Below are 22,831 nucleotides of genomic sequence, written 5' to 3'. Positions count from 1 at the left end.
TTTAACATCATGAATGCAAAGGAGTTATACGACCAAACAAGCCTAGATTGTGGCAAGCTGATCACTCAGCGCTACAGCACTAGCTTTACCCTTGGGATTCAGACGCTGGACAAGAAATTCCACGCGCCCATCTACGCTATTTATGGCTTTGTGCGCTATGCTGATGAAATCGTAGACACTTTTCATGAGCATGATAAGTCCAAATTACTGGCAAAATTCAGACAAGAAACCTATATAGCAATTGAAACCAAACTATCTCTAAATCCTGTACTGCACGGTTTTCAGATGATGGTCAATAAATATGAAATAGACCTAGACCTGATCGAGTCATTTTTCAAAAGCATGGCAATGGATCTAGACTTCAGCACATATAATGACAGCAGATACTTAGAGTACATCTATGGATCAGCCGAAGTAGTAGGATTGATGTGCCTGAAAGTATTTGTGGAGGGAGATGAGGCTCTATACCAACAATTAAAAAGTCCAGCCAGAATGCTAGGTTCTGCTTTCCAAAAAGTGAATTTTCTCCGTGACATCAAAAGTGATTTCGAAGAGCGCGGGCGGATTTACTTTCCTGGTGTTTCCTTTGAAAACTTTGACAAACCTGCCAAGGTGCTAATTGAGGAAGATATCCAGAAGGATTTTGATGAGGCACTTATAGGAATTGCTAATCTTCCTGATGGAGCAAAGCTAGGTGTGAAGGTAGCTTACCTGTATTACCAGAAATTATTTGACAAAATTAAGGGGCTTTCTGCCAGCAAAATCACGCACGAGCGCATTAGAATCCCTAACTCTCAGAAGTTCACCTTACTCATCGGAACCTATTTCGGAAGTAAATTGGGATTGAGTTGACCATGGAGAAGTATCTGTATTTAGCCGTAAATCTATTTGCTATTTCTTTTCCACTCATTCGCTCCTTCGAGCCTAAAATCAGGTACGCCAGCAAGTGGTTTGCGCTTTTTCCAGCCCTACTGCTCACAGGAGCATTCTTTTTGATTTGGGATCATTGGTTTACCGTAATAGGTATTTGGGAATTCAACCCAAGATATTTGCTAGGATTTTACATTTTTCAGCTTCCAATTGAGGAATGGCTCTTTTTCATCACAGTTCCTTTTGCCTGTATTTTCATCTATGAAGTGCTAATTTACTTTTTCCCAAAAGACATCTTCAAGCCGGCAGGAAAGCCTTTCATATTTGTCATGATTCCCCTTTTATTGCTATTGGCATTTTTGAATACCGATAAGATGTACACCGCTGTGAATTTTATAGTAGGTGCAGTTGCATTAGCGACTCATTGGTTGATTTTCAAAGACAAATACTTAGGCAGATTTCTATTTGCCTACCTCGTGCACCTCATTCCTTTTATACTTTGCAATGGCGTCCTAACAGGAGGTGTGACTTCTGAGCCAGTTGTGATTTATAATAATGCAGAAAATTTGGGGATAAGGATTTGGACTGTTCCTATCGAAGACACCGTATATTCTATGACACTTCTACTTATGAATGTGTCTTTCTTTGAATATTTCAGAAAGAGAAAAACAATTCGAGAAGCTTAAAGTTATCCAACTATGAAGAATCTTCACGTTCAGATTGATGTGCACTCAGGCTTTTGCTTTGGGGTGGTTTATGCCATCGAGATGGCCGAAGACATGTTGGAGGAAGACGGGCATTTATATTGTTTGGGTGACATCGTACATAACGATGAAGAGGTAAATCGTCTCAAACGAAAAGGCCTGAAAATTATTGACCATGAGGTATTAAAAGACCTTCGGGACGAAAAAGTCCTGATTCGTGCACACGGTGAGCCTCCTTCCACTTACGAACTAGCGATCAAAAACAACCTGACCTTAATTGACGCAAGTTGCCCGGTCGTTTTGAAACTTCAGCATAGAATTAAAAATTCCTTTGACAAAGGTGACTCCATTTATATCTATGGCAAGCAAGGACACGCAGAGGTGATTGGTTTGCTAGGGCAAACAAATAATAAAGCGATCGTATTTCAGGACATTTCTGAGTTGAATCTAGAAACACTCCCTAAGAACATCACGCTCTACAGTCAGACGACCAAAAGCACGGATAAATTCTATGAGATCAATGACGTGCTGAAGGAAAATGGAATTACCATCAATACCAATGACACGATATGTCGTCAAGTGTCCAATCGAGACAAAGAATTGCGGGACTTCGCTTCCAAATTTGACAAAATTGTTTTTGTAAGTGGCACAAAGTCTTCCAATGGTAAAGTGCTGTTTAATGTCTGCAAAGACACGAACCAAAACACCTTTTTCGTTTCTAATTCAGATCAAATCGAAGGTAGTTGGTTTGAAGAGAATGATCGTGTGGGAATCTGCGGAGCGACATCTACACCAATGTGGCTAATGGAACAAGTGAAGGAAAGGATCCTTACTTTTTGATAAAACATTGCCAACTTGCTGGAATGAATCCGGAAAACTCACGCTCATCGGTTGACCCAAAAGGGATTTTAATTGCTTTGACAATTATTGTACTCTGGTTTTCAAGCTTGATCTTCCTGTTAAATTACCCGATTTCATGGTCAAACCCATTGGTCTATTTGGCTATTCTGATTCAAATGCATTTGTATACTGGACTTTTTATCACTGCTCATGATGCGATGCATGGCTTAGTATCTTCGGACAAAAAAGTGAATAATACGATTGGCTGGTTTGCGGCATTACTTTTCTCTTATAATTTCTACGGAAAGCTATTTCCAAAACATCACGAGCATCACAGGTTTGTAGCAACAAGTCAGGATCCTGATTACCACGAATCTGACAATTTCCTAGCCTGGTATTTTAGCTTCATAAAGCAATACGTGTCCATCTGGCAAATCTTGTTGATGGCTATCACTTTCAACATTCTGAAGCTCTTTATACCTGTGGAAAACTTAATAATTTTCTGGATGCTCCCCGCCGTGTTATCCACCTTTCAACTTTTTTACTTTGGCACATATTTGCCACATAAGGGCGAAAGTGACAACAAGCATCATTCAAGCACCCAAGCCAAGAATCACTTATGGGCATTTTTAACCTGCTATTTCTTTGGATACCACTACGAGCATCATGATTCTCCAGGAACACCATGGTGGAGACTTTGGAAGATCAAAGAAAATCAATCTGTCAGCCAAGGCCATTCCTAACTACTCTTACCTGAAATACTAAATGAGGTCAATTCTATTCATATTCACTTTTTTCATTATTTCTACCCATGTTTTTTCCCAAGGAATAATTCGGGGGAAAATCACCAACCCAGTAAATAATGACGCTGTGGCCTTTGCCAATGTACTTATTTTGGGTACTGAACTTGGAGCGATATCAGATGAAAATGGATTTTATGAAATAACTGATGTCCCTCCAGGCTTGTACAACATACGCGCTAGCTTTGTAGGATTTAAAACAAAAACTCAGTTCGAAATTCAGGTAGCCTTATCCCGGCCAGTCCAGTTGGATTTTGAACTGTTAGAAGATGCCTCAGAGCTTTCGGAAGTGGTAGTCAGCTCTGAATTTTCTAGGTCCGAAGAAACGCCACTTTCTGTGCGAAGGCTCAATTCAAACGAAATAGAGCGCTATCCAGGTGGAAATCGTGATATTTCGAGGGTTATCCAATCCTTGCCGGGAGTGGCCAGCACACCTAGTTTTAGAAATGATATTTTGATTCGCGGCGGCGCACCGAACGAGAATAAGTTTTTCATCGATGAGATAGAGGTACCCGTGATCAATCACTTTGCCACGCAGGGTTCCTCTGGTGGACCCGTTGGAATTCTGAATGTCAATCTGATCAAAAACGTCGATCTGATTGCTGGAGGTTTTCCTGCCAATCGCATGGATGCGTTAAGTTCATTCTTTGAATTTCAGCTCAAAGAAGGACGCAGAGACAAAATGGCAACTCAGCTGACTGTCGGTGCATCCGAATTGACGCTTTCGAATGAAGGCCCGATTGGTGAAAAAACTACGTATCTGCTTTCGGCAAGGCGCTCGTATTTGCAGGGACTGTTCAAGCTAATTGGATTGCCATTTCTACCCACATTCAATGATTTTCAGCTGAAAACCACGACCAAAATCAATGACAAAACTGAACTAACCTTCATAGGCGTCGGAGCGATAGACAAGTTTGTTCTGAATGAAGATGTGCCGGATAATGAAAGCGAAGAAGATCGCGAAAATAGACTCTATCTTTTAGACGTTCTTCCTGTCCAAGATCAATGGAACTATGCAACTGGCGTGAAACTGAAGCGTTTTAGGGAGAATGGCTTTTGGACATTTGTGCTTAGTAGAAATATGCTGAACAATCACTCTACCAAGTATGCCGGAAATGATGAAAGCAGCGAGGACAACTTACTTTATGACTATCTTTCTCAGGAATCTGAAAATAAATTTCGCGCAGAAAACAGTATTTTTAAAAATGGCTTCACAGTAAAATACGGTGTAAATTACCAGTATTCGAGGTATTATATTTCCAATTTTGATCGATCTACGCTGTCAAATACCGGAGAAATTATATCGGTAGAGTCGACCTCGAAATTTAACTTCTACGGAGGATTTGTCTCAGCAAGTAAAAACTTTTACGACGAACGACTTTTAATCTCTGGAGGTGTAAGAGTTGATGGTGGAGATTTTGGAAAAACAGCCCAAAACCCATTCAATCAAGTAAGTCCGCGTGTTTCATTTTCTTATCAATTGAAACCAAATCTCTTTGCGACAGCTAATGCAGGTATATATTATCAAAAGCCTTCCTATACAGTTTTGGGCTATAAGGATAACAATGGAGAGCTGATTAACCAATTAAACGATGTGCGATATATTCAAAATTCGCAGCTAATTGCAGGAATTGAACTCCTCGTTCCGGAGAAAAATCGCCGATTTACGGCTGAGGCGTTTTATAAAAAATACAGTAAATACCCTTCCTCTATTCGTAATGGAATTTCTTTAGCAAATCTTGGAGCCGACTTTGGAGTGATAGGTAATGAGCCTGTAGAATCCAACTCGGATGGTAAAGCTTATGGATTGGAAATGCTTGCTCAGCAGCGTCTATTCACTAATTTCTATGGAATTGCTTCGGTCACTTTGGTCCGAAGTGAATTCACAAACCCAAACACGGAGGGTTATATCGCCTCATCATGGGACAACAGATTAATTGTTAGTCTAACAGCCGGCAAGCGATTTGGTAACAACTGGGAAATCGGTGCTAGATGGAGATTTTTAGGCGGGACCCCATATACACCTTATGACTACGAGGAATCAAGCCTCATCAGTAATTGGGATTTGAGAAATCAACCAGTCTTGGATTATTCCCAAATTAATGCAATTAGATTGAAAGGGTTTCACCAGCTGGATTTGAGATTGGACAAGAAATACTACTTCGAAAAATGGAATTTGAATTGGTATGTGGATATACAAAATGTCTATAACTTCAAGGCAGAACAACCTCCGTTACTTGTGCCGGTAAGAGATACGGAAGGAAATATTTTAGTGGATCCTTCAGACCCTAGTCGATACCAGTTGAGATACCTGAGCAATCCTGCGGGGTCCATACTTCCTACTGTAGGTATTATTGTTGAATTCTAAGCAATCAGAGAGTCTAGTAGTTTGATAATTCTGGAAGATTTTACATCCGGATCATCTACGCTATAGATGTAAAAAATCCATTGCTTCTGATCAGCAACTGACAGCTTATTGAACAGGTCCAACTTACCTGGATCATCATCGAGACATTCTATCAACTCTTGCGGGATTTTGTCGGGAATTTCCTCTCGATAAAATTTGATATCCACCTCATCTCCTACTTCTTTACCGATTGCTTTTCGAATAGGTTTGGCTACAGGCAGAAAAACAAATCCATTACCCATAAACTGGAGGAATTTGCCTTCAAACGTGTAATGATCAATAGCGCCTGACACTTTCATCATCCCAAATGATTGCCCCGTGACGATTAATTCTCCAGGGAACTTCACATAGATCCAGCCTCCTTTTCCAGGGAATTTCTCTAAGATGAATTTGCCTTCTAGAATAAGTTTCATAAAAAAAAGAGCAGGTTTTGCCTGCTCTCATTATTGAATTAATTACCAGTTACTCTTCCAAAAACATATCGAATGTTGAGGCCAAATACATCAGCAAAAAAGTCTGTGTCCTCTACAATTCGAAAAGTAGGTCTCCAATCTAGTCCAATAGCAATAGGAACATCAGGGAACGCATATTCAACGCCGATTTCACCTGCTGCACTGAGTCCAAATGGATCACCTAAAAACAAAGAAGGACCAGCACCGATGTAGTAGTCAAAATCACTGGTTCCTATGGGACGATAGATAAAATCCCAAAGCGCATCAATTCCTACTCCATTACCTCCAAAACTAACGTCAGCATGTATTCTACTGAACTGGCCTAGTTCAAAAACTCCATCCACAGCCACGTTGTTACCGGCAAAATTGCCAAATCTGATACCTAATTCTTGGGCATTACTTTGTAATGAAGCTGCTAAACCAAAAAACATTACAAGAGCTAAAATCTTAAAATATTTCATATTAAAAGGGATTAAATTATAATTGGAAAATATAGTTATACAAATATTAACTTTTTTATGAGATTATTCATTTGGTGCAAGATATTTATAAACAATTCCAGCAAGTACAGCTCCTACTATCGGTGCCAGCCAGAAAAGCCATAATTGCTGAAGATAGATACCTCCGGCAAAAATCGCCTGTGAAGTACTTCTAGCAGGATTTACTGAGGTATTTGTAACCGGAATACTAATTAAATGGATCAAAACTAGGGCTAAACCAATTGCTATTCCAGCAAATCCAGCTGGAGATTTAGGATAAGTAGAACCCAAAATAATGGTCAAAAACATGAAAGTCATCACCACTTCGGTGACTAATGCTGATACTAGATTATAGCCTCCAGGTGATGCTTCACCATAGCCATTGGAAGCAAAACCTCCTAGTTCGACGCCAGCTTTACCAGTGGCAATCAAGTACAAAATTGCTGCACCTCCCAGTCCACCCAACACTTGGGCAATTATATACCCAATAACATCCTTGCTATCAAATCTTCCTCCTATCCAAAGTCCTACAGTTACTGCAGGATTGAGATGGCAACCAGAGATATGACCTATAGCATAGGCCATTGTTAAAACAGTAAGGCCGAAAGCAAAAGATACTCCAACGAATCCAATTCCCAGCTCAGGGAAACCTGCCGCTAATACGGCACTACCGCAACCCCCTAGCACTAGCCAGAGTGTTCCAATAAATTCTGCTACAAGTTTTTTCATAAAAATGTGAGGTTAGTTGTGTACTGAATTTAAAAATATAATTTCAAAAAAATTAGAGTTTTAAAATTAATGTTTTGTTATCAGGGAATTAACCATGGATTTTACTCTCCTTTACTTTTTAGATAATTTTATCTCTCATAAAATAATTTGACTTTGGAAAGGGCCATTTACTACTTAAGCATTTTCAGAATAAGTTAACATTTGAGTTAACTCGTAGAATTGATGACAAAAATTTATCGATAGAGGCAAAATGGGAAGTGGTCAAAATCCAGTTTCGAGGCCCGCATACTACCTGTAAAAGAAAAATTAAACTCCTTCTATAAAATAATGTATCCCGAAACATATCAATTGGCCCAAAACGTGGAGGGAGAGACTACTTTGTTACTATTCCTCAAACTGCCAACAATTGATCTACCATGAAAATTTTTGAATGTGGAAATTGCGCTCACCCGCTGTATTTCGAAAACGATCACTGTGAAAAATGCGGACATCTGACTGGTTATTCCAGTATTACCTCCACAATGCTCACTTTTGATCCCAGCAAATTTCCTCTTATTTCTGATCGAAAAGGGAAGGCTTATAAATACTGCGAAAACAAAGATCTGGGAGTATGCAATTGGCTGATTCCAGCAGAGGAAGACCATGAGTTTTGCACGGCCTGTGAGCTCAATCGGACTATTCCAGATTTATCTGATGCAGAAAATTTTCCCAAATGGCAGAAGCTTGAGGTTGCAAAACACCGACTTGTCTATCAATTACTCAAACTTGAACTAGCCATCCCACCTCAGGAGACAAATCCCGAGATTGGGCTTTCCTTTGATTTTATTTCCCGGCAGGGAGACAATCAGATCATGACTGGCCATGCAAATGGCTTGATCACAATCTTGCTTTCTGAGGCGGATTCTGTCCATAGAGAGCAGATGAGAAAGCAAATGTCTGAACCTTATCGTACGTTAATCGGGCATTTTCGCCATGAAGTAGGTCATTACTTTTGGGATAGATTGGTGGCTACCAATGAAAAAAAACTCACAGAATTCAGAGAACTATTTGGTGATGACCGCTTAGATTATGGGGAAGCGCTAAAGAATTACTACCAAACGGGGGCTCCTGCAAATTGGCAAGAGCGATATATCAGCCAATATGCCAGCTCGCATGCTTGGGAGGATTGGGCTGAGACATGGGCACATTATTTACACATTATGGACATGGCCGAGACTGCTTATTACTATGGAATATCCGTTAATCCAAACGTGAAAGAAAAGAGTTTAAGCGGGTCATTCACTTTCGATCCCTATGAAAAAAGAGACTTTGAAAAAGTCTACCAAAGTTGGGCACCTATCTCATTTGCTATTAATAGTCTGAACAGAAGCATGGGAGTACCAGATGCGTATCCGTTTGTGGTAAGCTCTGCTGTGGTGACTAAAATGAAATTTATCCATACGCTCATTTTTAATCTCTGAGCAGGTATTTCTACTTTTTGAAAAAAAAGTAAACTGCTAAAATTAAGAATATAGAGCCAATAAGGTGATTCAGGCGGAAGGTCTCGGTTTTAAATGCGATTAGGGAAAAGATCATAAAGATTACTAGCGTGACTACTTCTTGAATCACTTTCAGTTGTACTAATGAAAATGGACCCCCATTTCCATCAAAACCAATTTTATTGGCTGGAACTTGGAAGCAATACTCGAAGAGCGCAATTCCCCACGAGATTAAGATAATCGATACCAAGCCAAGCTTGCTAAACCATTTCCATTCAGCAAACTTCAGATGGCCATACCATGCCAAAGTCATGAAGGTATTGGAAAGAATAAGCAGTACAATCGTGAGGAGGGCCTTCATTTGCGAGTAGTTATAACCGCGCGAATTTCCGCATTTTAACGATCGCTTGTATACAGTAGTTAGTCCAATTTTTTACCGTTTACTACCACATTTTTCACTTCAAACCCTTTTACAAAGTCTGGTTCGAAATCAGCTTTTGCTGCACGAATATTCAGATTTTCGAAGGTGAAGTCTGAAAGTCTATCGTGCTCTGTGATCGCTACATCAAAAAATATGTCGCATTCCAAGTCCATATTTTTCATAGTGATATGATCGGAGTAGGAAAGCGGTACTTCCTCTTTTCCTTTGAGATCAAAGAACTGAGTCCACGGCTTAACATAAATGAAGCTGCGAACTTTTCCCGTAATATTCTCCAGAGTTATGTATTCATAATGCTGCGGGGTGTCTGGGCGCATTTTCAGCCACAGTAATCTAACAGCATCCTGCACTTTGATATTCCGCATGATCACATTCTTGTTGTGAATCGATTCGCTTCCATTAGTTAGCGCACCATGGCAAAATCCAAATTCGCTGTCCTCTATGATGATATTCGTGTTTTCCCCGTTGTTTGGATCCTCATCTGCCCATGGACCTTTACCGCCCTTGAGCGCTATGGCATCATCATTCACGGCGAGATAGCATCCTTTGATCAACACGTTTGATACTACATCCAGATCAATGGCGTCGGTGCTTGGAGCCTTCACAGGTTCATGAGGCGAAGTGATCGTGAGATCCAGCAGTTTGATGTTTTTGCATTGATAGTAATGACTGCTCCAAAAACCTGCATTGATGAGGCTTACATCTTGAACTTGAACATCATTACTTTTCCAAATGAATACTAAGCGTGGTCTTGATACTTCCAGATTGGTACAGTTCGGATCCTCTTTTCTTCTTTGCCAGAAAGCCTCCCAGAATTTCAACCCATTTCCGTTGATTGTTCCATGTCCAGAAATTGTAAAACCATCGACTCCGTAGGCATTTACGAGAGCAGCATAATAGTCCAAGTTTTGACCTTCCATTCGTGAGGGAATCAAAGGATAATGAGCGATATCGTCCGAACCTTTCAATACCGCACCTTCTACTACATGCAAATGCGTATTAGGTTTGAAAAATAGAGCACCGCTTAAAAACGTGCCTTTTGGCACAATCACCACTCCACCAGTTTTCGCTGCTTGATCTATTACTGCTTGGATTTGCTGAGTTTGTAAAATGCTACTATCATTTATTACTCCGAAATCAGTCAACACATATTGCTTGCCTAAGTCTTCCAATTTGACTTTGGAATAGTCATGAAACCATGAAGATATTGGCGTTCCATCTGGCCAGTATTCAGTGGATGGCTGTTGAGCAAAGGCAGTCTGAAATAACAATAGCATATACAAACATGCCGAAAGTAGGGTCCGCATTTAGGGTTTATTTTTTAATTAGTTATCTAGAAACTGATAGTCAATTTACAAGATTAGTATAAAACCTGTCTTTGCTATCAGGTAGTGTCCTGTGAAAAGGTGCTTATTTGCTGCACACCTTGTCATTCAACTGTCGTAGGCGTCATTAGTCCTGCATGCTTAATACCAATGAAACTGCGTAAACAAAAAAAGCGACCGGGAATCTAATCTTAGTCGCTTTTTAGCTAGTCCATTTTCAGGCTAATCCTCTGAAGTGAACTCTAAATTTTTAGCAGAATCTTGATCGAGGTACCAGGTAAGTTCCTCACTAGATGGTTTAACCAAGGATGCTGGATAGTTGGCATAATCTCCTTCCAACATGACAATTTCTTTCACCTTATCCGCTTTGTTCGCTCCAGTGACAAGGAAGGCAACTGCTTTGGCGTTATTCACAATTTTTCCTGTAATCGTCACGCGCTTTTGCCCGGAATCCGGATGAACTGCGACCACGCAATTCTCTTTCGCGTCCCATAATTCAATATTGTAAGGAAAGATAGAAACCGTATGTCCATCATCTCCCATACCTAACATGACCAAGTCAAATTGTGGCAGACCATTCACAATTGGTAATTCCTCATTCAATACTTCGCTATATCGAATTGCTTCTTCCTCAGGGTCATTTTCTCCCAAAACCCGAAAGATATTTTCCTCCGGCATATCAATTTTGGACAATAAATGATCCACCGTCATTTTGTAATTGCTTTCAGAGTCAGTAGGAGGAACACAGCGCTCATCACCCCAGTAAAAATTGATGTTATCCCAAAAGATTTCCTCACCGAGCTCCTCAGCGATGTAATCAAAAATAACTTTTGGAGTGCTTCCACCCGAAAGGGCCACATGGATTTTTTCTCCAGTGTCAGACATGTCTTTGAGCATATATGCAAATTCTTCTGCCAAGCTTTCTTTCGAACTTGAAACGATGATATTCATTTTGGGATAGTTTTCTTAAAAATACATTAATTCAAGGCTTTCAACTTAGAGAATGCAGAAGCCAGTTTCGTCGGTAAGTCGATTGCCTGGATTTCTCCAACCGAAATGTCCATCGAACATGTCATCGGAATTCCTTGGTCCCCAAGTTCCTGCTGCATAGCCATAAGTTGGAACATCCTCATTTTGCCAGTATTTCAAAATTGGGTCCACGAACTTCCAGGCAGCTTCCACCTCATCTGCACGAGCATAGAGAGTTGCATCTCCTTGCATGGCATCCAGAAGCAATCTTTCGTAGGCATCCATAATCTCTGCAGAGTCAAGATCGGAATAGTAAAAATCCATATTTGCCTGCTCCACATGGAAGCCTAGGCCAGGGACTTTCACTCCAAATTTGATCAGAATTCCCTCGTCTGGCTGAATACGGATGATGATTTTGTTGTCTTTTTTATAGGCATCTTGGCTTTTGAAAACCTCATGCGCTGGAGACTTAAAGTGGATTACCACTTCAGTCACTTTTGTCGGCATATACTTAGCTGTTCGCACGTAAAATGGCACATCTTTCCAGCGCCAGTTGTCTACAAAAAACTTAACTGCAGCAAAAGTCTCTGTTTTAGAATCAGGATCAACTCCATCCTCTTCTCTATAGCCTTTTACTTTTTCACCGTTGATAGTCGAAGCTACATATTGGCCCTTCATGGTATGCTTTGAGAGCTCTTCATCACTTGTCATTATTCGAAGTGATTTCAGCGCCTTGACTTTTTCATCACGGATTTCTTCCGCACTCGAATTGATAGGCGGTTCCATCACGATCAGTGATACCACCTGAAGCAAATGGCTTTGGAACATATCCCGAAGTGCGCCAGACTTGTCATAATAGCCTCCACGCTTTTCTACACCTACAGTCTCAGCATTGGTAATTTCCACATGATGAATGTATCTGCGGTTCCAGGTAGGTTCGAATAGGGAATTGGAAAAACGAGTAACCAATAAGTTCTGGACAGTTTCCTTGCCCAAATAATGATCAATTCTATAGACTTGAGGTTCATTGAAATACTTGTGCAAACCTGCATTCAACTCCTGAGCAGTTGCCAGACTGTATCCAAATGGTTTCTCAACAATGATTCGTTTCCATCCATTTTCTTCCGTTGTAAGACCCGCTTCGCAAAGATTTTTGGCTATTACTTCGTACAAACTTGGAGGTGTAGAAAGGTAAAATATGTAATTATGGTCACAGCCTTTTTCTTCGTTCAGCTTTTTAATTCGTTTAGCTAAACCATTGTATTTGCTATCATAATCGTCTCCTAAGTCTTCATAAAATAGCTTTTCTGCAAAAGCTGAGATGTAGTCTTTTTCTTCCTTACTGATTTTATCCTTCAAAAACTCGCTTTCCTGAACTACTTTCTGACGGAATTCCTCATCCGTCATCGCACTTCGGCTAGCACCCAAAACCACGAAATTTTCTGGTAGATGCTTACCCTTATAGAGGTTATATATTGCCGGAACCAGTTTTCGTGCAGTCAAATCACCTGACGCGCCAAAAATTATAAGCATCTGGTTTTGTGTTTTTTTCATTTCTTGAGGCGTATTTTTATGGTTTTTGTATCAAAACCCTGCTTTGGGCGGTCACAAATTTATCAATCTTACTAGAAAGCCAACCTTCAATCCATTAATTTTGGAGGCAATAGACGCAAAAATAACCCATATTTATTTCTAACCTTGCAAGCTGGTAGGCTTAGAAGCAAATTTGAAAAACAACAGAAAGAAACGATGGAGTATAAAAATTACGATTTTGGATTAGTTGGCCTTGGAGTGATGGGGCGAAATTTTATTTTGAATGTTGCTGACAATAATTTCAGCGCCTTTGGATATGACTTAAGCGAAGCTCAGGTGAAGGCTATGGAAGTGGAAGCTGAAGGCATGGACAATGTGAAAGCTACTACGGATGTCAAGACTTTTATTCAGGCTTTATCCACTCCGAGGAAAATCATGCTTCTAGTGCCAGCTGGAAAAATCGTAGATAGTGCGATAGAAAACCTACTTCCGCTTTTAGACAAAGGTGATATCATTATAGATGGCGGAAATTCATTTTTCACGGACACAGATAGAAGAGAAGCTTATTTGAAAGAGAAAGGAATTCACTTCTTTGGATCTGGAGTTTCTGGTGGAGCTGAGGGTGCGAGAAAAGGCCCTAGCATCATGCCAGGTGGGGACAAAGAAGCTTACGAATATGTGAAGCCAATTTTCGAAGCAGTTTCTGCAAAATACAAAGGCGAACCATGCGTGGCTTACCTAGGTCCAAAATCAGCTGGTAACTATGTGAAGATGGTTCACAACGGCATAGAATACGCCATGATGCAGCTGACTTCAGAGATTTACGATTTGCTGAAAAAGTCCTGTGATCTATCGAATGAAGAACTTCACCAAGTTTACGACACGTGGAACAAAGGCCGTTTGCAATCATTTTTGGTAGAAATCACGGCTGAAATCTTTACTCAAAAAGATGAGTTGACTTCAGCTGATTTAGTGGATATGATTTTGGATAAAGCCAAGCAAAAAGGCACAGGTAAATGGACTTCTCAGAATGCGATGGATTTGGGAATCCCTGTTCCAACCATTGATATGGCGGTAAGTATGCGTGAGATTTCTGCCTTGAAAGACGAGCGAGTTCAGGCGGACGAATTGTATACTCGACCAGAAGTAGCTCATATCAAGAAAGAGGATTTAATCGCTCAAGCAGAACAGGCCTTATATTTCTCCTTTATCATCGCTTATGCACAAGGATTGCATCAGTTGATGTATGCTTCCAAAGATTACGGCTATGATCTGGACATGTCCACTATAGCGAAGATTTGGAGAGCAGGTTGTATCATCCGTGCAGGATTGTTGGCCGATATTGCGGAAGCTTACACTGCGGATAATTCCATTCCAAATTTGCTGCTTTCTCCTTCTTTCGTTCCTAAAGTACAAGGTACATTACCGGCAGTTCGTGAGGTAGTTGCTTTTGCTGCGAAAAACGGAATTCCTGTTCCGGGACTTTCTTCTGCATTGAGTTATTTTGATGCCTATACGTCTACAAAACTTCCTCTAAACTTGATCCAGGCTCAGCGTGATCACTTCGGATCACATACCTACGAGCGAACTGATCGGGAGGGAATTTTCCATACAGAATGGGGGAAATAGGAGTTGGCAGTGGTCAGTGATCAGTTTTCAGTCACAGTATGCAAAAGCTCGCTAAAAATATTGGCGAGCTTTTGTGTTTAGTCTATTTCAGAGTATTTCGTATTTTTAAGCATGGGAATTATCCAAACCAATATTGATAAGATCAATAAGCTTTGTGTCAGCCATAAAGTAGATAAACTCTATGTTTTTGGTTCTGTCGTATCTGATTCCTTTAATCCCAAAAGTGATATTGATCTACTGGTGTCCTTCCAAAAGATAGATTTATTCAATTATTTTGACAATTACCTAGATCTGAAAAATAAATTGGAGAAGCTGCTCAAACGAAAAGTTGACTTAGTCGAAGAACAAACACTAAAAAACCCAGTACTAATAAGGTCAATCGATCGCAATAAGCAGCAGATATATGGATGAGAGAATTGAAAAATGGCTATATGATATTCATTTTTCGATTCAGGAAATTGAGAGTTATTTCCCAGCTGAAGAAAAGAATTTTTTTGATTATAGGAAAAACTCAATGCGAAAAAGAGCTGTAGAGAGACATCTTGAAATAATTGGTGAAGCATTTAATCGCATTTTGAAAAGAGATCCTTCTTTTGAAGATAAAATCAAAACTGCAAGATCCATTGTTGGACTTAGAAATCAAGTAATTCATGCCTATGACAATATATCAGATGAAAACATCTGGTCGATTCTTATTAATCATTTACCGAAGCTAAAAGCTGACATTAAAGAGCTGTTGGCTGTATAAAAATTATGATAGTAGTAGCCGGAACTTGAATTTACTCATTCCAAGTACCTCGTTTTGTGCAAGATAGGTTTTAGAGATTGGTGGTTTCCAGCTTCTCCAAAAGCAGGACAACAGCAACAAAATTTCCCCTTGTGCTCTGCGAAACCTCTGTGCTCTCTGTGGTTAAAGCAACAAAAAAACCACCCGATCGCTCAGGAGGTTTTTGCATTTATATACCGGACTATAATTCTTAATAGATCACTTTTACCATGCTCGTGATGACAGAAGCCATACGGATGGATTCGAAGATTCTTTCTTCACTAGTTCCCAATTCGATTAGGTGATTCTCGTGAGAAGCCACGCACATCTGACAGCCATTCACAGCAGAAACTGCTGTTGAAATCAATTCGAAGAACTCTTTTCCTAACACAGGATTCATCATAATGTTCATGCGAAGTCTGGCTGGGATTTGACCGTACTTTTCCTTTTCTACAAAGTGGCGGAATCTGTACAGCACATTATTGCTGCTAAGCAATGAAGCACAAGCTACTGCTTCACCGATCTCGGCAATAGTAGCTTCGTTTTCCTCGGCTAATTTTCTAAAAAATACCTGAAGGGGATTGTTTGCCGCGTTAGCTGCAAGTGCCAAGCCCATCAAAGCAACTTCCTTTTGGTTTAGCTTATCGCCTTTAAGGATAGTCTTGAAGTTAAGTTTCAAATCTTTCACATATCTGGAATCAGCATCGCCCAGATTTCTCAAAGATTCATTGGTAAATTCTTCATTCAAGCCAACTACCTCTAATAGTTCGGCTACTGATTGATTAATATTTAATACTTCCATGGTGTCAGATTAAGGTTTGAAACAAGCAAAGGAGACCTTGAGACCTCCTTTGCTGCTATTAGGTTTGAGATCTGAATTAGTTCAGGTTCAATGTAGCTTCTCCTTTTTCCCAGTTACATGGGCAAAGCTCGTCAGTCTGAAGCGCATCAAGCACTCTCAATACTTCTTCTACATTTCTGCCTACAGAAAGATCGTATGCAGATACCCAACGAACGATTCCTTGAGGATCGATGATGAAAGTAGCTCTGTAAGCAATTTTCTCAGATGCTTCCAGGATACCAAGTTCTTCTGCAAGAGACTTAGAAGTATCCGCTAGCATAGGGAATTTAAGGTCACGAAGATCTTCGTGGTTATTTCTCCATGCCAAGTGAACGAATTCAGAATCAGTAGAAGCTCCTACCAAAACTGCATCTCTGTCTGCGAATTCACCTGCGTTCTTGTTGAATTCAGCGATTTCAGTTGGGCAAACAAAAGTAAAATCCTTTGGCCACCAGAACATCACCATCCATTTGCCATCGGCAGTGTGGATATTGTTGCTGATCGTCTGGAATTCTTGTCCTTTTTCTCTAGAAACTACTGCGGTTTTTTCGAAGGCTGGGAATTCAGCTCCCAAACCAAGCATACGGCTTGTCATAATATTGTAAGGTTTAGTTTTCAAAATTGTTACACAAAGTTGTCTTACATTTTCTCATTAATCAAATTAATAATTCTTATCTATTCATAACTTTAGGTTATATGACCATAGCCCAACTTGAATACATTGTAGCCCTGGACAATTTCAGGCATTTTGTCACTGCGGCAGAAAGCTGTAATGTCTCCCAGCCAAACCTGACAACACAGGTGAAAAAATTGGAAGAAGAGATAGGTGTCAAAATTTTCGATCGCGACACAAAACCACTCAGTCCGACAGTTGCTGGCAATTTGATACTGATGAAAGCCAGAAAAATTCTTAAAGAAGTTTCAGAATTAAAGGAATTCGTGCTCACGGAGAAGGAATCTTTGGAAGGTGAGTTTACCCTTGGTGTGATTCCCACTGTTTCTCCGTACCTGCTCCCTCTTTTTTTGCCTGAATTTGTAAAGTCAAATCCTCAGACCAAACTTAAAATTCGGGAAATGCAGACTGCGGAAATTATCCTGGAGCTTCAGCGAGGCACTTTGGATGTAGGGCTGCTTGCCACGCCCTTGGAGGAGAAATCAATTCGGGAAATTCCGCTGTTTTACGAACCATTTCTTCTCTACCTCCCTGAAGAGCATCCCTTTTTAAAAAGAAAGCATTTTATCCCTGCTATGCTCGATCCTAACCAGATTCTTGTGTTAGATGAAGGTCATTGTTTCAGAGATCAAATTCTTTCGATCTGCAATAGCAAAGCATCTAAAAATAATTTTGGATTTGAATTCCAAAGTGGATCCATTGAATCTCTGATGCGACTGGTTGATAAAGGAGTTGGCTACACACTCGTGCCGGAAATGGCAGTGTTAGAGAAGAAAGACTCAGAATTGCTAAGGAGATTTGACGCACCGGAGCCAGTGCGGGAAATCAGCTTGGTGGTAACCAAAAACTTCACTAAAAATGTACTTATTCAAGCGATCCGGAAGGCTATATTACTAGCTATTCCGGATCGTTTTCAGAAAGAAGATCAGTATAAAATGATTGATTTGAAGTAAAGATTACTCTGACCTTAAAGAGTCTACCGGGTTTGCCATAGCCGCGCTAAATGATCTAAAGCCCACAGTGATGAATGCAATGATAAATGTGATTCCAAGCCCTGTAAGAAATAGAACTGGTCCTAGTGAAATTTGGTAAGCGAACTCCTTTAATACCATATTCATTACAAACCAAGCTATCGGAGCGGCCAATGTAAACCCAAAAAGAATCAGCTTGAAGAACTCTTTGGAAAAGAGTAAAACTATACTTTCGGATGATGCTCCCAAGACTTTGCGAATGCCAATTTCTTTGGTTTTGTTGTTTGCCATAAAGGTGACAAGACCATAAAGACCAAGACAACCAATAAAAATGGCTACTGAAGAAAACAAGGCAAGCGTAGTTGACGTCTTTCTTTCGCCGTTATACAGATTGTAGACCTGATCGTCGAGGAAGGAATAACTGAAAATATATTCTGGATAGGCGGCTTCCCATTTTTCCTGGATCTGAGCAAGGTTCTGGTCGAAGCTGTTTCCTTCAATTTTGAGAGAAATACTATGAAAACCACTCAGATTATTAAGTAGGATTACCGGTTCCATTGGTTTGGAAAGTGAGGTAGTGCTGAAATCCTTTACTACTCCCTTTACTTCCAGGGTATTTCCCCAAAGATCAATTTGCTCACCGACCAAATCACTGTAATCCTCATATCCTACAGCTTTCGCTAAAGTCTCATTTACCACAAAGCCAGACATGGTATCCATATCAGAAAGGCCTGTACCTGCAAGCAGTTCCAATTCAAATAAGTCTATGTAATCGCCATCTACTTCCTTGATTTGGGTACTAATAGGCTCATCACTTCCCGGCAAAGTGAAACTGGTGCCAAGCACACCATTGGAAGATGGAGGAGCATTGTTTAGACTCACCATGGAAATTCCGGATAATCGCTGTAATTCACCTTTGAGTGTTCGCATCACACTTTGATTTTGAATGGTGTCCACTTGCTCATTCACAGGAATTGGCAGAGTTACAATGGCATCTTTCTGAAATCCAAGATCTATATTTTGCATGTATTGAAACTGGGAATACATGGCTAAAGTGGCGATAATGAAAAACTGGGAAATGAAAAACTGAACTACTACCAATGAACTTCGCATGGAGAAGCCCGTTTTTCTTTCAGAATTATTGGAAGAGTAAACTTTACCGCCTTTGCCAGACGAAATAATCCACGCTGGATACAATCCCGACAATAAAGTGACGATAATCATCACTCCCAAAAGGTAAATCCAAACTGAAAGGCCAAAGGATAATTGAAGGGAGATTTTCAAACCCAAATATGGATTAATGAATTTCAGGAGGAATTCTCCAAGGATTATTGAAAAGCCAGTAGCGATAAACGTCACTAAAAGTGTCTCACTCAGGAGTTGAAAAATGAGCTGAGTCCTAGAGCTTCCCAATATTTTTCTGATCCCGATTTCCTTGCTTCGTTTTACAGCTGCAGCGGTTGTCAGGTTTATAAAATTGATACAACAGCTTACGAGAAGTACCAAGCCGATCACAATGAAAGTGATTTTAGCAATGAAAGGCATTTTAGTATTGTAATTGCCAAATCGCATATCACTGTGCAGTGTACTGAGTGGTTGGATAAGGAAGTTTTTTCCTAAATCTGAGTTATCCTTTTCACCATAATATTTATCAGCGAATCCTGGCAATTGAGCTTCCAGATTTTCAATTGCAGCATTTTCCTTCAGCAAAAAATAGCAGTTGTCTGTATCTGAAATTCCACCCCATTCTCCTGCCTCTTTTTGCTTTTTAATAGTCGCATAGGAAAGCATTAGGTCAAATGGCAAGTCAGTTTTCAATGGATAATCTTCAATTACTCCGTTGATTTTAAAAACCTCATCATCGTACTTGATTACTTCGCCTACCGGATCTTCCTTTTGAAAATATTTTTCAGCCCAAGCATTTGATATCAAAGCGGTGTTTGGACTTTCTATACTTGAAGGGTCGCCAATCAAGAACCCCCTGTCAAAAATTTCAAAAAATGATGGTTCGGCAAAAGCCACGCCTGTTGGCTCTATAAGTTTGGTAAATGAACCATCAGGCTTTGAAAAGCCAATCATGGAGTTACGACGATAGGAAGTGAAAGTGGCCGCTTCTACTTGAGAGTCAAAATCTTCCTCAAATGCCGAAACCAAAATTGGAGGAATACCTTGGGTGAATGATTCTCCATTACTTGTTTTCTCAGAACTAACTACACGATAAATCCTGTCCTTATTTTCATGATAGCTGTCAAAATTTGACCCATTCTCTACGAGCAAAAAAAGTATTAACCCACCGGTAATGCCGAGAGTCAAACCTGCTATGTTAATGATGGTATTGCTCTTCTCACGTCGGAGAATTCTAAGGGCAGTTTTAAAGTAATTAGTGATGATCATAATGCTGACAGACTAGAATGTAGTGCTGTTTTTGCAAAGAGAAAGCCAATTGAAATCAGCGAATATGGCGTCTAATCAAGGGTAAATAAGAAGTCCGCGTTCGAACACGCAAAACTTTGTCCACCCACGGACAAAACCTTAGTAGCTATTGGAATGAGAAAATTAAAATGGTGTGAAACGGTCGAGATCTATCTTAACCGACTTTCAAGCGAAGTTCCCCTTGTCTTTTTACAACTTTCAATTCGAAGTATTGGTTGATAAAAGCTTTGCAATGGTTTTCAGCCCATTCAGCCCGAGACTCAGTATCAAAAAGTATGGTCATCCTCAGCATGGTTTTAACATACTGCTCATAAATCCCCAAATCCCGGACGTATGCGACAATTGCAGCCGACCAATCCTCCTGAAACTTCTCAAGATGAGTTCTTCCGTCAAAAAGCATTTCGAGCTGATTATCACCATGCTTGTAACGATAGATGCCACAAAGCTGACGGTAGATTAGGCGAACCCGCTCTCTAGGGAATTCGAAAGAATCAAGGATCTGTGCATAAGTCTCATCCATCAATTGGAGCGGATTATACAGGGAAGTATAGGATCGCTTCAATTCAAAAACCATCCGATCAATTAACTCCTCTTCAAGCACAGATTGCGCCTGACGAAGGATGTAATTTTTGTCTAATGGAAAGAGTTTTTGGATCATGCTGCGCAAAAATACGAAATTATATTTTTAGGATGATTTTAAATTATGCTTTTTGCCCAATGTTGGGTGCCCGATGCCCCGTGCCTTTCCGAAACTTCAACATTTTATGTTCCTTACTAAAAACCTTCTCCTTCCTCCAGAAGAAGAAACTACTTAGGCTGTATTCGACTTCGCTCAGGCAGACACCAGACATCCAACACCCGTCATCGGGCATCCGGCACCCAGCATCTCACCCCCAATCCGCCGGTCTTCTCGCCTCGTACTTTTCAATCTGATCGAGCAAATCCACAGGATCGTCGGAAACTATCAATAACTCATCTTGCTCAGGATACATAAATCCCTCCTCCATGGCATGGCTCAAAAAAGCTATAAGCTTATCGTAATACCCATTTACATTATAAAGTGCCAACGGCTTTTGGATGTAATGAAGTTGGTTCAGTGTCATGATCTCAAAAAGTTCTTCCAAAGTGCCTATCCCTCCGGGCATTGCAATAAATGCATCTCCGCGCTCAGCCATCAACCACTTTCGATCCCGCATGGTCTCCACAATAATCAACTCAGAACATCCTCGGTGGGCAACTTCTCGATCTACCAGCTTCTGGGGAATAATGCCGAGAACTTCCTTTCCAGCTCCAAGCATTTCGTCTGCGATCACACCCATCAAACCCACTCTTCCCGCTCCATATACCAGCGAGTGATCCCGTTTGATCATTTCCTGAGCAAGTGCTTTTGCTCCTTCCTCATAAACTGAACTTTCTCCTTTTCTGGATCCGCAATAAATGGTGATTTTCTTCATGACTTTGATCAAACGTGGAATTCGAAATTACATGTTTCTATTTTTTAATGCACAGGCATAAAGAAGGTTTTACAAAAGCTTAACGAGGTGAAAAGAAATTCCTGAATCATAAAAGAAATACTTTTTACAGATCGTGCCCTTGGCACTCAAATAGTTAACTTTCTATTTTACAAACCCAGAATTTCGCTTCGCTGTATTCAGGGCTTTTACTGGCTGTGCCCTTGGCACAAAAACAGGTAGTTTTTATCATCTTGCCAAAGGCAAGACCTTTAAAAGCCCAGAATTCTATTCTGGGTTTAAAATGCAGTAAAAATAATCTCAGAGTGCCAAAGGCACGATCGGTATTATCCTAACATGAGTAAGTACTTACAGTATTAATTCTTCTCCAAGGAAGTTGCCACTAATCATTATCCACTATTTTTGAGGTATGAAAATTTGCTTTGCTACAAACAACCCGAAGAAAATCGAAGAAGTAAAAGCTGCTCTTGGTGATAGCTTTCAAATAGTTTCATTGAAAGAAATTGGTTGCCTGGACGAGCTTCCCGAGACTGGGGACACGCTAGAGCATAACGCATTTCAGAAAGCGAAGTATGTCAAAGAGCATTTTGGTGTGGACTGCTTTGCAGATGACACAGGATTGGAAGTTGATGCATTGGAAGGCGAACCTGGCGTTTATTCTGGCAGATATGCTGGCGAACCTAGAAGTGACGAGCGAAACATTGATTTATTACTCAAAAACCTCGAAAACACTACACTGAGAACGGCTCGATTTAAGACGGTCATTGCGCTCTTGCTTGGTGAGGAAGAGTACAAATTTGAGGGAGTAGCTGAGGGAGAGATTTTGCGAAGCAGAACTGGAGCAGGAGGATTTGGATATGATCCTGTTTTTCTTCCGAAGGGCTATTCACGATCTTTTGCGGAGATGAATTTATCCGAAAAGAACAAAATCTCTCATCGCGGGAAAGCCGTCAGTGAGCTTATTTCCTTTTTGAGCCATATATAATTCTGTAAAAAGAACAAAATCACCTTAACTTTGCCT

At 40.3% G+C, this 22,831-nt stretch carries 23 protein-coding genes; 11 read left to right on the top strand and 12 right to left on the bottom strand.

The window, feature by feature from the left end:
- The first annotated feature begins 9 nt into the window (after positions 1-9).
- Genes AACZ87_RS12835 through AACZ87_RS12815 form a run of 5 tightly spaced genes read left to right on the top strand, consistent with a single transcriptional unit; the run spans position 10 to position 5,582 of the window.
- Positions 10-852, top strand: a complete 843-nt coding sequence (locus AACZ87_RS12835) for a phytoene/squalene synthase family protein (protein ID WP_339867709.1) — start codon at positions 10-12, stop codon at positions 850-852.
- 2 nt (positions 853-854) lie between these two features.
- Positions 855-1,556: a lycopene cyclase domain-containing protein gene (locus AACZ87_RS12830; protein WP_339867707.1), complete on the top strand. Its 702-nt coding sequence runs from the start codon at positions 855-857 to the stop codon at positions 1,554-1,556.
- Positions 1,557-1,568: 12 nt separating this feature from the next.
- A complete protein-coding gene (locus AACZ87_RS12825) occupies positions 1,569-2,414 on the top strand; it encodes a 4-hydroxy-3-methylbut-2-enyl diphosphate reductase (protein WP_339867705.1) in 846 nt (281 codons plus the stop codon).
- Between the two features lie 23 nt (positions 2,415-2,437).
- Positions 2,438-3,157: a fatty acid desaturase gene (locus tag AACZ87_RS12820; protein ID WP_339867703.1), complete on the top strand. Its 720-nt coding sequence runs from the start codon at positions 2,438-2,440 to the stop codon at positions 3,155-3,157.
- 22 nt (positions 3,158-3,179) lie between these two features.
- On the top strand, positions 3,180-5,582 hold the full coding sequence (locus AACZ87_RS12815; RefSeq protein WP_339867701.1) for a TonB-dependent receptor: 2,403 nt from the start codon (positions 3,180-3,182) through the stop codon (positions 5,580-5,582).
- On the opposite strand, the gene AACZ87_RS12810 is transcribed toward AACZ87_RS12815, so the two are convergent.
- The 3 genes from AACZ87_RS12810 to aqpZ all read right to left on the bottom strand — a co-directional run bounded on the left by AACZ87_RS12810 (position 5,579) and on the right by aqpZ (position 7,281).
- Positions 5,579-6,034 carry a DUF1905 domain-containing protein gene (locus AACZ87_RS12810; protein ID WP_339867699.1) on the bottom strand — a complete coding sequence of 152 codons (456 nt, stop codon included), beginning with the start codon at positions 6,032-6,034 and terminating at the stop codon, positions 5,579-5,581. The genes AACZ87_RS12815 and AACZ87_RS12810 overlap by 4 nt on opposite strands.
- 38 nt (positions 6,035-6,072) lie before the next feature.
- On the bottom strand, positions 6,073-6,534 hold the full coding sequence (locus AACZ87_RS12805; protein WP_339867698.1) for an outer membrane insertion C- signal: 462 nt from the start codon (positions 6,532-6,534) through the stop codon (positions 6,073-6,075).
- 63 nt (positions 6,535-6,597) lie between these two features.
- Positions 6,598-7,281, bottom strand: a complete 684-nt coding sequence (gene aqpZ / locus AACZ87_RS12800) for an aquaporin Z (RefSeq protein WP_339867696.1) — start codon at positions 7,279-7,281, stop codon at positions 6,598-6,600.
- A 416-nt stretch (positions 7,282-7,697) separates the two neighbouring features.
- Between aqpZ and AACZ87_RS12795 the strand changes: the two genes are divergently transcribed.
- Entirely contained in the window at positions 7,698-8,741 is a 1,044-nt protein-coding gene (locus AACZ87_RS12795; protein ID WP_339867695.1) for a putative zinc-binding peptidase, read from the top strand.
- 10 nt (positions 8,742-8,751) lie between these two features.
- On the opposite strand, the gene AACZ87_RS12790 is transcribed toward AACZ87_RS12795, so the two are convergent.
- The 4 genes from AACZ87_RS12790 to zwf form a co-directional block, all read right to left on the bottom strand.
- A complete protein-coding gene (locus AACZ87_RS12790; RefSeq protein WP_283412158.1) occupies positions 8,752-9,120 on the bottom strand; it encodes a DMT family protein in 369 nt (122 codons plus the stop codon).
- A gap of 59 nt (positions 9,121-9,179) precedes the next feature.
- A complete protein-coding gene (locus tag AACZ87_RS12785; protein WP_339867693.1) occupies positions 9,180-10,505 on the bottom strand; it encodes a glycosyl hydrolase family 28 protein in 1,326 nt (441 codons plus the stop codon).
- A 240-nt stretch (positions 10,506-10,745) separates the two neighbouring features.
- Entirely contained in the window at positions 10,746-11,474 is a 729-nt protein-coding gene (pgl, locus tag AACZ87_RS12780) for a 6-phosphogluconolactonase (protein WP_339867691.1), read from the bottom strand.
- A 45-nt stretch (positions 11,475-11,519) separates the two neighbouring features.
- Positions 11,520-13,046 (bottom strand): glucose-6-phosphate dehydrogenase, encoded by a 1,527-nt coding sequence (zwf, locus tag AACZ87_RS12775; protein WP_339867689.1) that lies wholly within the window; start codon positions 13,044-13,046, stop codon positions 11,520-11,522.
- A 195-nt stretch (positions 13,047-13,241) separates the two neighbouring features.
- Between zwf and gndA the strand changes: the two genes are divergently transcribed.
- The 3 genes from gndA (at position 13,242) to AACZ87_RS12760 (ending at position 15,402) form a co-directional block, all read left to right on the top strand.
- Positions 13,242-14,654, top strand: coding sequence for an NADP-dependent phosphogluconate dehydrogenase (gndA, locus tag AACZ87_RS12770; protein WP_339867687.1), 1,413 nt, complete (start codon positions 13,242-13,244; stop codon positions 14,652-14,654).
- A gap of 111 nt (positions 14,655-14,765) precedes the next feature.
- Positions 14,766-15,065 (top strand): nucleotidyltransferase domain-containing protein, encoded by a 300-nt coding sequence (locus tag AACZ87_RS12765; protein WP_339867686.1) that lies wholly within the window; start codon positions 14,766-14,768, stop codon positions 15,063-15,065.
- Positions 15,058-15,402, top strand: a complete 345-nt coding sequence (locus tag AACZ87_RS12760; protein WP_339867684.1) for a HepT-like ribonuclease domain-containing protein — start codon at positions 15,058-15,060, stop codon at positions 15,400-15,402. Before AACZ87_RS12765 ends, AACZ87_RS12760 begins: the two co-directional genes overlap by 8 nt.
- Positions 15,403-15,631: 229 nt before the next feature.
- On the opposite strand, the gene AACZ87_RS12755 is transcribed toward AACZ87_RS12760, so the two are convergent.
- On the bottom strand, positions 15,632-16,222 hold the full coding sequence (locus tag AACZ87_RS12755; protein ID WP_339867682.1) for a carboxymuconolactone decarboxylase family protein: 591 nt from the start codon (positions 16,220-16,222) through the stop codon (positions 15,632-15,634).
- Between the two features lie 76 nt (positions 16,223-16,298).
- A complete protein-coding gene (locus AACZ87_RS12750) occupies positions 16,299-16,856 on the bottom strand; it encodes a peroxiredoxin (RefSeq protein WP_339867681.1) in 558 nt (185 codons plus the stop codon).
- Between the two features lie 101 nt (positions 16,857-16,957).
- On the opposite strand from AACZ87_RS12750, the gene AACZ87_RS12745 reads away from it, so the two are divergent.
- On the top strand, positions 16,958-17,887 hold the full coding sequence (locus AACZ87_RS12745; protein WP_339867680.1) for a hydrogen peroxide-inducible genes activator: 930 nt from the start codon (positions 16,958-16,960) through the stop codon (positions 17,885-17,887).
- 3 nt (positions 17,888-17,890) lie between these two features.
- Here AACZ87_RS12745 and AACZ87_RS12740 read toward each other — a convergent pair whose 3' ends face one another.
- The 3 genes from AACZ87_RS12740 to AACZ87_RS12730 all read right to left on the bottom strand — a co-directional run bounded on the left by AACZ87_RS12740 (position 17,891) and on the right by AACZ87_RS12730 (position 21,792).
- Complete coding sequence (locus AACZ87_RS12740; protein ID WP_339867679.1) at positions 17,891-20,299, bottom strand: FtsX-like permease family protein; 2,409 nt, start codon at positions 20,297-20,299, stop codon at positions 17,891-17,893.
- 193 nt (positions 20,300-20,492) lie between these two features.
- Positions 20,493-20,996 (bottom strand): hypothetical protein, encoded by a 504-nt coding sequence (locus AACZ87_RS12735; protein ID WP_339867677.1) that lies wholly within the window; start codon positions 20,994-20,996, stop codon positions 20,493-20,495.
- A 229-nt stretch (positions 20,997-21,225) separates the two neighbouring features.
- The gene (locus tag AACZ87_RS12730) at positions 21,226-21,792 is read right to left on the bottom strand and encodes a TIGR00730 family Rossman fold protein (protein ID WP_339867675.1); all 567 of its coding nucleotides are present in this window, start codon (positions 21,790-21,792) and stop codon (positions 21,226-21,228) included.
- A 427-nt stretch (positions 21,793-22,219) separates the two neighbouring features.
- On the opposite strand from AACZ87_RS12730, the gene AACZ87_RS12725 reads away from it, so the two are divergent.
- On the top strand, positions 22,220-22,795 hold the full coding sequence (locus tag AACZ87_RS12725; protein ID WP_339867674.1) for a non-canonical purine NTP diphosphatase: 576 nt from the start codon (positions 22,220-22,222) through the stop codon (positions 22,793-22,795).
- The last annotated feature ends 36 nt before the right edge of the window (positions 22,796-22,831 follow it).

The sequence above is a fragment of the uncultured Algoriphagus sp. genome (genome assembly GCF_963974365.1).
GTDB lineage: Bacteria > Bacteroidota > Bacteroidia > Cytophagales > Cyclobacteriaceae > Algoriphagus.
This window is presented reverse-complemented; position numbering and strand designations above follow the sequence as displayed.

What these genes read in the sequence shown, in the direction of transcription:
- AACZ87_RS12765 (WP_339867686.1), top strand. Translation starts at nt 14,766, where the DNA reads ATGGGAATTATCCAAACCAATATTGATAAGATCAATAAGCTTTGTGTC.
- AACZ87_RS12825 (WP_339867705.1), top strand. Translation starts at nt 1,569, where the DNA reads ATGAAGAATCTTCACGTTCAGATTGATGTGCACTCAGGCTTTTGCTTT.
- AACZ87_RS12755 (WP_339867682.1), bottom strand. Translation starts at nt 16,222, where the DNA reads ATGGAAGTATTAAATATTAATCAATCAGTAGCCGAACTATTAGAGGTA.
- AACZ87_RS12740 (WP_339867679.1), bottom strand. Translation starts at nt 20,299, where the DNA reads ATGATCATCACTAATTACTTTAAAACTGCCCTTAGAATTCTCCGACGT.
- zwf (WP_339867689.1), bottom strand. Translation starts at nt 13,046, where the DNA reads ATGAAAAAAACACAAAACCAGATGCTTATAATTTTTGGCGCGTCAGGT.
- aqpZ (WP_339867696.1), bottom strand. Translation starts at nt 7,281, where the DNA reads ATGAAAAAACTTGTAGCAGAATTTATTGGAACACTCTGGCTAGTGCTA.
- AACZ87_RS12805 (WP_339867698.1), bottom strand. Translation starts at nt 6,534, where the DNA reads ATGAAATATTTTAAGATTTTAGCTCTTGTAATGTTTTTTGGTTTAGCA.
- AACZ87_RS12790 (WP_283412158.1), bottom strand. Translation starts at nt 9,120, where the DNA reads ATGAAGGCCCTCCTCACGATTGTACTGCTTATTCTTTCCAATACCTTC.
- AACZ87_RS12795 (WP_339867695.1), top strand. Translation starts at nt 7,698, where the DNA reads ATGAAAATTTTTGAATGTGGAAATTGCGCTCACCCGCTGTATTTCGAA.
- AACZ87_RS12750 (WP_339867681.1), bottom strand. Translation starts at nt 16,856, where the DNA reads ATGACAAGCCGTATGCTTGGTTTGGGAGCTGAATTCCCAGCCTTCGAA.
- AACZ87_RS12810 (WP_339867699.1), bottom strand. Translation starts at nt 6,034, where the DNA reads ATGAAACTTATTCTAGAAGGCAAATTCATCTTAGAGAAATTCCCTGGA.
- AACZ87_RS12725 (WP_339867674.1), top strand. Translation starts at nt 22,220, where the DNA reads ATGAAAATTTGCTTTGCTACAAACAACCCGAAGAAAATCGAAGAAGTA.
- AACZ87_RS12745 (WP_339867680.1), top strand. Translation starts at nt 16,958, where the DNA reads ATGACCATAGCCCAACTTGAATACATTGTAGCCCTGGACAATTTCAGG.
- AACZ87_RS12815 (WP_339867701.1), top strand. Translation starts at nt 3,180, where the DNA reads ATGAGGTCAATTCTATTCATATTCACTTTTTTCATTATTTCTACCCAT.
- AACZ87_RS12760 (WP_339867684.1), top strand. Translation starts at nt 15,058, where the DNA reads ATGGATGAGAGAATTGAAAAATGGCTATATGATATTCATTTTTCGATT.
- AACZ87_RS12820 (WP_339867703.1), top strand. Translation starts at nt 2,438, where the DNA reads ATGAATCCGGAAAACTCACGCTCATCGGTTGACCCAAAAGGGATTTTA.
- pgl (WP_339867691.1), bottom strand. Translation starts at nt 11,474, where the DNA reads ATGAATATCATCGTTTCAAGTTCGAAAGAAAGCTTGGCAGAAGAATTT.
- AACZ87_RS12785 (WP_339867693.1), bottom strand. Translation starts at nt 10,505, where the DNA reads ATGCGGACCCTACTTTCGGCATGTTTGTATATGCTATTGTTATTTCAG.
- AACZ87_RS12735 (WP_339867677.1), bottom strand. Translation starts at nt 20,996, where the DNA reads ATGATCCAAAAACTCTTTCCATTAGACAAAAATTACATCCTTCGTCAG.
- AACZ87_RS12835 (WP_339867709.1), top strand. Translation starts at nt 10, where the DNA reads ATGAATGCAAAGGAGTTATACGACCAAACAAGCCTAGATTGTGGCAAG.
- AACZ87_RS12830 (WP_339867707.1), top strand. Translation starts at nt 855, where the DNA reads ATGGAGAAGTATCTGTATTTAGCCGTAAATCTATTTGCTATTTCTTTT.
- AACZ87_RS12730 (WP_339867675.1), bottom strand. Translation starts at nt 21,792, where the DNA reads ATGAAGAAAATCACCATTTATTGCGGATCCAGAAAAGGAGAAAGTTCA.
- gndA (WP_339867687.1), top strand. Translation starts at nt 13,242, where the DNA reads ATGGAGTATAAAAATTACGATTTTGGATTAGTTGGCCTTGGAGTGATG.